The organism is Psychrobacter sp. BF1 (genome assembly GCF_019279065.1).
Classification (GTDB): domain Bacteria; phylum Pseudomonadota; class Gammaproteobacteria; order Pseudomonadales; family Moraxellaceae; genus Psychrobacter; species Psychrobacter urativorans.
Window position 1 is genome coordinate 59,713 of record NZ_JAGYWV010000015.1, and the last position, 7,760, is coordinate 67,472.

The 7,760-nt window shown below is 42.1% G+C and carries 6 protein-coding genes and 1 pseudogene; 4 read left to right on the forward strand and 3 right to left on the reverse strand.

Annotated elements, in window-relative coordinates:
• Window positions 1–28: 28 nt before the first annotated feature.
• On the reverse strand, window positions 29–3,334 hold the full coding sequence (locus KZA12_RS13555; RefSeq protein WP_218690593.1) for a DNA translocase FtsK: 3,306 nt from the start codon (window positions 3,332–3,334) through the stop codon (window positions 29–31).
• Window positions 3,335–3,839: 505 nt separating this feature from the next.
• On the opposite strand from KZA12_RS13555, the gene trxB reads away from it, so the two are divergent.
• The 3 genes from trxB (at window position 3,840) to KZA12_RS13570 (ending at window position 6,290) form a co-directional block, all read left to right on the forward strand.
• Window positions 3,840–4,913 (forward strand): thioredoxin-disulfide reductase, encoded by a 1,074-nt coding sequence (gene trxB / locus KZA12_RS13560; protein ID WP_218690594.1) that lies wholly within the window; start codon window positions 3,840–3,842, stop codon window positions 4,911–4,913.
• A 26-nt stretch (window positions 4,914–4,939) separates the two neighbouring features.
• On the forward strand, window positions 4,940–5,752 hold the full coding sequence (aat, locus tag KZA12_RS13565) for a leucyl/phenylalanyl-tRNA--protein transferase (protein WP_218690599.1): 813 nt from the start codon (window positions 4,940–4,942) through the stop codon (window positions 5,750–5,752).
• Between the two features lie 118 nt (window positions 5,753–5,870).
• Window positions 5,871–6,290, forward strand: a complete 420-nt coding sequence (locus KZA12_RS13570; protein WP_218690595.1) for a MerR family transcriptional regulator — start codon at window positions 5,871–5,873, stop codon at window positions 6,288–6,290.
• Window positions 6,291–6,342: 52 nt separating this feature from the next.
• Here KZA12_RS13570 and rimI read toward each other — a convergent pair whose 3' ends face one another.
• The gene (gene rimI, locus KZA12_RS13575; protein WP_218690596.1) at window positions 6,343–6,813 is read right to left on the reverse strand and encodes a ribosomal protein S18-alanine N-acetyltransferase; all 471 of its coding nucleotides are present in this window, start codon (window positions 6,811–6,813) and stop codon (window positions 6,343–6,345) included.
• A gap of 211 nt (window positions 6,814–7,024) precedes the next feature.
• On the opposite strand from rimI, the gene KZA12_RS13580 reads away from it, so the two are divergent.
• Window positions 7,025–7,372 carry a hypothetical protein gene (locus KZA12_RS13580; RefSeq protein ID WP_218690597.1) on the forward strand — a complete coding sequence of 116 codons (348 nt, stop codon included), beginning with the start codon at window positions 7,025–7,027 and terminating at the stop codon, window positions 7,370–7,372.
• A 262-nt stretch (window positions 7,373–7,634) separates the two neighbouring features.
• Here the strand turns inward: KZA12_RS13580 and tuf are convergent.
• A pseudogene (tuf, locus tag KZA12_RS13585) lies at window positions 7,635–7,760 on the reverse strand (elongation factor Tu); the annotation flags it as partial.

Here is a 7,760-nt window from a genome sequence, read left to right on the forward strand (position 1 = left end):
CAGTAGCAAATAAAAGTTCGCTAGCACACTACATTAGTAATTCACGTTTACCGCTCTTACCCATAGAGCTGACTAGTCCAGCCTCCTCCATCGAGTCGACGATGCGGGCGGCACGGTTATAACCAATGCTAAATTTGCGTTGGATGCTCGAAGCTGACACTTTGCGGGTTTCCATAATAAAACCTACTGCCTCATTATATAGATCATCATCTTCGCCAGATGGATTACCAGTACTACCGCCACTAGGACTAGACAGTTCAAAATTGCCAGCCATATTATCGATATAGTCTGGGGCACCACGCTCGCGCCAAGCATCACAGACACTATTAACTTCTTCATCACTAACATAAGCGCCATGCACACGATCCGGCTCGATCTGTCCTGGCCCTAAGAATAACATATCACCATTACCGAGCATGTCCTCAGCGCCACCGCTATCGAGGATAGTACGAGAATCGACTTTTGAGTTCACTCGCAAAGCGGCGCGCACCGGAATATTCGCTTTAATCAAACCAGTAATGACATCAACAGAGGGACGCTGAGTCGCTAGAATTAAGTGAATACCTGCTGCCCGCGACTTTTGTGCCAAGCGGGTGATTAGTTCTTCGGCTTGCTTACCAACTTGCATAATCATATCAGCAAATTCGTCAGCGACGATTACGATCATCGGTAGAGTCTTCAGCTTAGGAGCTTGGCTGATACTCACATTATCGTTAGGTCGCCATAACGGATCTAACATCGGGTTGCCAGCCTGTTCAGCGGCAATGACTTTTTTATTGAACTCGTTAAGCTTACGCACTTTGAGCAAACTCATCAGCTGATAACGGCGCTCCATCTCGGCCACACACCATGACAAGCTACTAGCGGCTTCGGTCATATCAGTGACTACAGGAGTCAATAAATGCGGAATATCATTATAGTTAGCCAGCTCCAGCTGCTTAGGGTCAATTAAGATAAGGCGCAGCTCATTAGGGGTATATTTGAGCAGCATCGATAGTAGCATAGCGTTGACTAGTACTGATTTACCAGAGCCTGTGGTCCCAGCAACTAGCATATGTGGCGCGCGTGCCAAATCAGTAATAATCGCCTTGCCCCCGATGTCTTTACCCATAGCCATACTGATTTGTGCGCTAGAGTCTTTGAACTTTTCAGTGTCTAATAGTTCGATCAAGCGTACCATTTCACGCTGCTTATTAGGTACTTCAATACCGATGTACGGCTTACCAGGAATAACTTCGACTACCCGCAGCGACGCCATCGATAATGACCGTGCTAAGTCGCGTGAGATACCAGTGACTTTGCTAGCTTTTATGCCAGCAGCCAAATCGACCTCAAAGCGAGTCACTACTGGCCCCGGAATAGCATTAACTACATTGGCTTTGACATTGAACTCTTGTAGCTTAATCTCTAGCAACTCTGATAACTGCTCAAGCTCAGCCTCAGTATAGCTAGGCTGACGGTTAGGATCAGGTTTATCAAGGATAGCTATCGATGGAATAGGTGACAAGCTAGCGCGATACGCAGCTGTTTGCATTGATCTTGAGCGCGTAGTAAAAGCCGCATCATCATGGATAGCTGCCATCGTTGGCGCCGGCATATCATCAACTATGCTGTAGTCTTCAGGCATCATATCCTCGATATGATTACTAGAATCTCCCTCAGGTACTGCAAAGCTGAAAGTTGGCTTAACATCAGCCGTTGGCGCAGCTTTTGGATCGGATGGTGGCGTGTTAGTCGGTGTCATATCAACGGTTGTTGAATATTGCTCAGTGCTAACAGCTGCTGACTTTATTTCCGCCTCAGTTTCTGATGGTACTATGATTCGCACTTTTCTTGCTACAGTTGGCTGCACTAGAGCTGCTGTGGTCTCCTGCTCTAACGCTGTAGTGCTGGCACTCTCTACGGTGTTAATAGCGGCGGCGCTAATAGCAGCTGGACTGCTTACAACTGCACTATCTATCGCTGACGAGTTGCTGAAGGTATCGGTGCTATCTGTTGCTGCCAAGCCTTGTTCTACATAGCTTTCTTCTACCAAGCTCTGTTCTAAATACTCCTCTTCTAGAGCGCTTTCTTCTACAGAGTTATACTCAGCCAGATCATCGACTGGCACTGCTAGATCTGACACTGACTCGACCGGTGCTGATTGACTAGCGTCAGCAAGTCCAGAATTCAAAAACTCAGGGCTTGAGGGAACTGTTAAAGACTCCATTGCCTGCTGGTCGGTGGCGAATTGATTGGTCAATAAATCATCAACCATATTCGGATCGTTCCAAGCAAAGCTTGGCTCAACTTTGCGTAGAGGTGCGACTGAAGAGCTGGCGACCGTTGGATTTAAATTAGTATTGTTATTACTGAAATTATCGTTGCTAGCATTCTCTTTGCTAGTAGTGTTATTAGCATTGCTATTAGGCATAACCGTTGCCGTTTGCAAATTCTCATTTCGCATTCTACTATTGGCTGCGGCTTCTGTAGCTGCTGCCATAGAGGCCTTAACACTCTCGCCCAATCCTGACTTAGTTAAGAAGTCGGTTAACACATTACCAAAGCGGCCTTGCTTCTGCGTCTCTGGCGCTGTGGATAGCTGAGTGGCATCCAGCTCAAGTGGTAACTGACCGAAATCTGGTTTACTACGTTTCATCTTGCTAGTTACTAAATCATCTTTAGCCGTCACAGACTTATGGCCAAGGTTAGTGCCTTGTTGTGGCAGATCGTCAGCTACAGTAATAGACGACTGAGAACTCGCTGGCGCTCTTAGCCCTGAACCTAACCAAGACAGACGAGTTAATTTATAATAAAGCGCTTGCCAATGAATATTAAAGGCAAAAGTGGCGGTAATAATAACGAATACCGTCAAGAATGCCATGCTGCCCCACTTTGATAGTAGGTGCGCTAAACGGGCTTGTAGCTCTAGACCTATGATGCCACCAGCTACCCCTTGTAGACCAGTAGATATAGGATCTACTACTTGCTGAATCAATGCGATCAACTGTGCAAACAAGGCACTAGCGCTTAACAGCAAGAATACATAAGCCACTAAACGCAATAACCAAAACGTCGGTTTGTTATCCCACCAAATCAAGATAGACTCATACACTAAAAACGCTAGTAACCACCACGCGCCAAAGCCAAAAAAGCTATACAATAAGTCAGATAACCAAGCGCCCATCGCCCCACCCATATTGTTGATGGTGGTCATATCGCTACTGATATGTGACCAGCTAGGATCGTTACCAGTATAAGTCAACAAAATGACAAACAGATAAACTGCCACCATTAGACCTAAAATAGTAAATATACCTTTTTTTAAATAATCGATAGTCGCTGCTGATATCACGTAAAATCTGCCTTGTTGTATAATTGATGCTGGATAATGGTCAAGTGCTGCTTAAAACGGGTCGAACCTACTATTATTAAAGTGGGTTCAATGGTCACAAATAATTACTGCTCAGCCTAAGCTTTTCCACCTAAACTTAGGTCAGCTGCGGCATAACTGCTTATAATAACAAATACCTGAGGTAGGTGGCGACTGTGTTGATAATAAACTGTTTAACTTTTAAAAATAACTCATTTATAACAGTTAATTACAGTATTAAGGGTAGTAAAATCGTTTAAGAAACTAGCCTTGCCCCTTGATAGTATACTGAGCGCCCTAGGCTTTGATTATAACAATACCTATGTTTATTTTAGCAAACTTGCACTTTTTGCTTACAGCGCTTATGTTAGTGCTAACTTGCATTTAGTCTAACTTGCCTACAATTATAAATTCTAACTATAAATTTTGGCTGTAAATCTAGACTATACATCCCAATTATCATTCTTCATCCCAACAAGGAAATACTATGACCACTGATTCAACTGTAGATAATGCCAATAAAGATAATGAAAAAGGCCCACGTCACGAAAAACTTATCATTCTAGGGTCAGGCCCTGCAGGCTATGCTGCTGCTGTTTATGCCGCTCGTGCCAACCTAAAGCCAGTAATGGTTACTGGTTTAGAAGTCGGTGGGCAGCTGACTACAACGACTGAAGTCGATAACTGGCCTGGTGATGCTTACGATTTGACAGGTCCTGCACTGATGGAGCGGATGAAGTCCCACGCTGAGCGTTTCGGTACAGTCCTAGTTTATGATCATATCAATGCCGTTGACCTTAGCGAGCGTCCCTTTAAGTTAACGGGTGAAAATGGCAGCTATACTTGTGATGCATTAATTATCTCAACGGGTGCTTCTGCCCAGTATTTAGGCCTCGAATCAGAACAAAAATTCAGAGGCTTAGGGGTTTCTGCTTGTGCTACTTGCGATGGTTTCTTTTATAAAGATCAAAAAGTAGCGGTGATCGGTGGTGGTAATACTGCGGTTGAAGAGGCACTTTATTTATCCAACATCGCTGCTGAAGTGACTTTAGTACATCGCCGTGATGGTCTACGTTCTGAAAAGATTTTACAAGACAAACTGTTTGAAAAAGCTAAAAATGGCAACATCAAGATTGAGTGGAATCATAGCGTAAAAGAAGTTGTTGGTGATGATATGGGCGTTAACGGCGTTATTATCGAATCTACTATTGATGGTAGCACTAAGCAACTAGACGTTTTCGGTATGTTCGTCGCTATCGGTCACAAGCCCAATACTGAGCTGTTTAAAGATCAACTGAAGATGAAAGATGGCTATATCGTAGTGAATAGCGGTCTTAATGGTAATGCGACCCAAACTAGTGTGGAAGGAGTGTTTGCTGCAGGTGACGTCGCTGATCATGTCTATCGTCAAGCGATCACTTCATCAGGCACTGGTTGTATGGCCGCGCTTGATGCCGAAAAGTATTTAGATGCTATAGGTGAAGCTGTTGCTACCGATCATACTTATGCTTCAACTTTAACCGCTGATAAAGAGACTGCTGATAAAGAATCAGAGGTTTAAAAGTGCGCGAATCGTCCGCTAGCATTATTGGTCACGCTGACAATAATGCCCATCCTACCTCTGAACATGTTACTAATGCTCTAAAAAATCTTGGGTGCTATGACTTTCCACATCCGATAACTGTCGATCCTGACGGTATCGGTATCATAGCTGTGGGCGCTGATTTAGCGCCTGAAACCCTGATATCTGCTTATGCACGTGGATTATTCCCGTGGTTTAATGAAGATGAGCCTATTGCTTGGTGGTGTCCTGACCCTCGTTGCGTAATAGTACCAACTGCTTATCAGCCAAGTAAATCATTACGTAAGCAAGCCAAACGTGAGCGCTGGCAGTTAACGGTCAATCAAGCTTTTGATGAAGTTATACAGGCTTGTAGCTTACCACGCTGTGATGGCTTCAATGACCAGCAGCCTGAAGGCGAGCACACTTGGATTCACGCTGAGATGATTGAGGCTTATAACCAGCTATACGACTATGGGTTCGCTCATAGTATTGAAGTTTGGGATGCCGATAGACAGCTGATTGGTGGCCTATATGGCTTGAAGATTGGTAATATTTACTTCGGTGAATCAATGTTTCATACCGCCTCTAATGCCTCCAAAATAGCCTTTTGGGGCCTGATGCGTTTATGCGAACAAAGCAAGGTGGCATTAGTAGATTGTCAGTTGCCTAATGATCATTTACTGAGCTTAGGGGCTATAACAATGACACGTAAAGACTTCTTGACTCAGCTGGATGACTTGATCGCTAGTCCTTCAGTAAAATGGCAGCGCAGCTCGCATAAGCCATTAGCCGTTACTCAGTTAGATACTGCCACACCTTGGCAGTTACAGGACTGAAGTTGCGGTTTTAAAGAAGCTAGTTATTTACATTACTTGCCATTATTTAAAGTTTAAATGAGCTTTTTATAGCTAGTTGCCTCACTTTGCATAACTATTATGATAATAAGGTTCGCACATGACAGCAGATACCTCATTTTTACTCATCGGTAAATTAGCTAGTCAAGCCAATACTACCAAAGATACTGTGCGTCATTATGATGAACTCGGCCTGCTCAAATCCCGCAAGCGCCAAGCAGGATCACGGTTTTATACTGAGTTCCATCCTGAATGTATCGAGCGTATTGAGTTGATAAAAAGTGCGCAAGCAATTGGTTTTACTTTGACTGAAATCAAAGATAGCCTTAATGATTATTATGACGGTTATCTTAATCTTAATGAGCAACTTTTGCTTACTGAACAAAAGCTTGAGCAAGTTAAAAAACAACAAGATAATGTCAACCTGATGGTTGAACTATTAACTCAGCGCATTACGACGCTTGAACAAATGAAGATTGATGATGACCATAAATTCAATATTGATATCTGTAAAAATTAATTACCTTTATCTTCTGTTGTAGGCTGGCGCTTTTAGCACAGCATTGTAATTTTTAAAGTTTAAGCTGCATAATTAAAGCATCAATCGCAGAATGATTTGGCTGTTGATAATAGCCTTTACGCTGATGAATAACGACAAATCCTTGCCGCTCATACAAAGCTATGGCTGGTAGATTATCTGCCCGCACTTCTAATAATAAATTTTCAACTTTATTATCTTGCAGCTCTTTATTTAGCTTAATGAATAATTGTGAGGCAATACCTTGCCTCTGATAGTCAGGATGCGTACCTATGCGCAATATCTCTGCTTGCTCAAAGACTACTTGATAAAGACAATATCCGACAATATCTTCTACTCCATTCTTGATAATTAACAGTTGAACGCTATCTTGCGCCAGTAATTCAATAATAGCTTTATAATCCCACGCTTCTTGCAATTGTACGATCGCTTCAATTGATGCAACAGTTCGGACACTAGGCTCGTTTTCATCATTCACATCTGTTAGTTTTTCTACAGTTAGCATCAATTTTCCTTTGTTAGATAAGTCCTATATATAATAATGGATTCAAGGATTTTGTGTAAGGTAGGTTGGTTTATTCAAACTCTCATATAAGATGAAGAGTAAACATAACACGCCATTTGATGTTTAATCATAGATTGGCAAGTTACATTTTTGCTAAACCATCCGACGTTAGCTGAGTATAGTTTAAATACAATGTATGGAGTTACATGAAATGTCAGTTTTAGGAATGATTGATATAGACAACCAAATAAGTGCTTTTGAAAAAGGTTTTATGTTTCCTGTAGCTTTTGAAAGAGTGTACAAGAACTATTGGTATAAATTTGCCGAGGATAATAATTTATATTGGCTTAAGTTCTTTCTATACGGTATCGAAGTTGAAAGAGCTAATTTTGATGAAGTAAGGACAGAATTGAAGTTATTTAAGGAGTTTTTATTAAAGAGAGAGGAGACTTATTATTTATCTGAAAGAAAGTATATTCTTTCTAGAATTGAATTATTTTTTGAAAAGCTTGATGAAGCAGAGAAACTTAGAGAAGATATAGTTCTATATGTCGGTTAGATTATAAGCGCACCATCAATTAGAAAATATAGTGTTCAATATCGAATGAATTATTCCTATAATTAATCTAATAGTACTTTATTTAAACTCTTATTTGGTGCACAAGGCTCACCCTACGCCTACTTGATATTTCAGGATGTTGGGTCTCGTCCCTCGACACCAACCTACCTTTATTATAACCCACAAAAAAGCCACCCTCTTTCGAGAATGGCTTTTGGCTAACCGTTCAGCTTAAGCTACAGAATACTCTGTAAGTTAAAACTTATGCGTGAACAGTAGCAACAACACCAGCGCCTACAGTACGGCCGCCTTCACGAATAGCGAAGCGAAGACCTTTGTCCATAGCGATTGGGTGGATAAGCTCTACGCCCATCTCAACGTTATCACC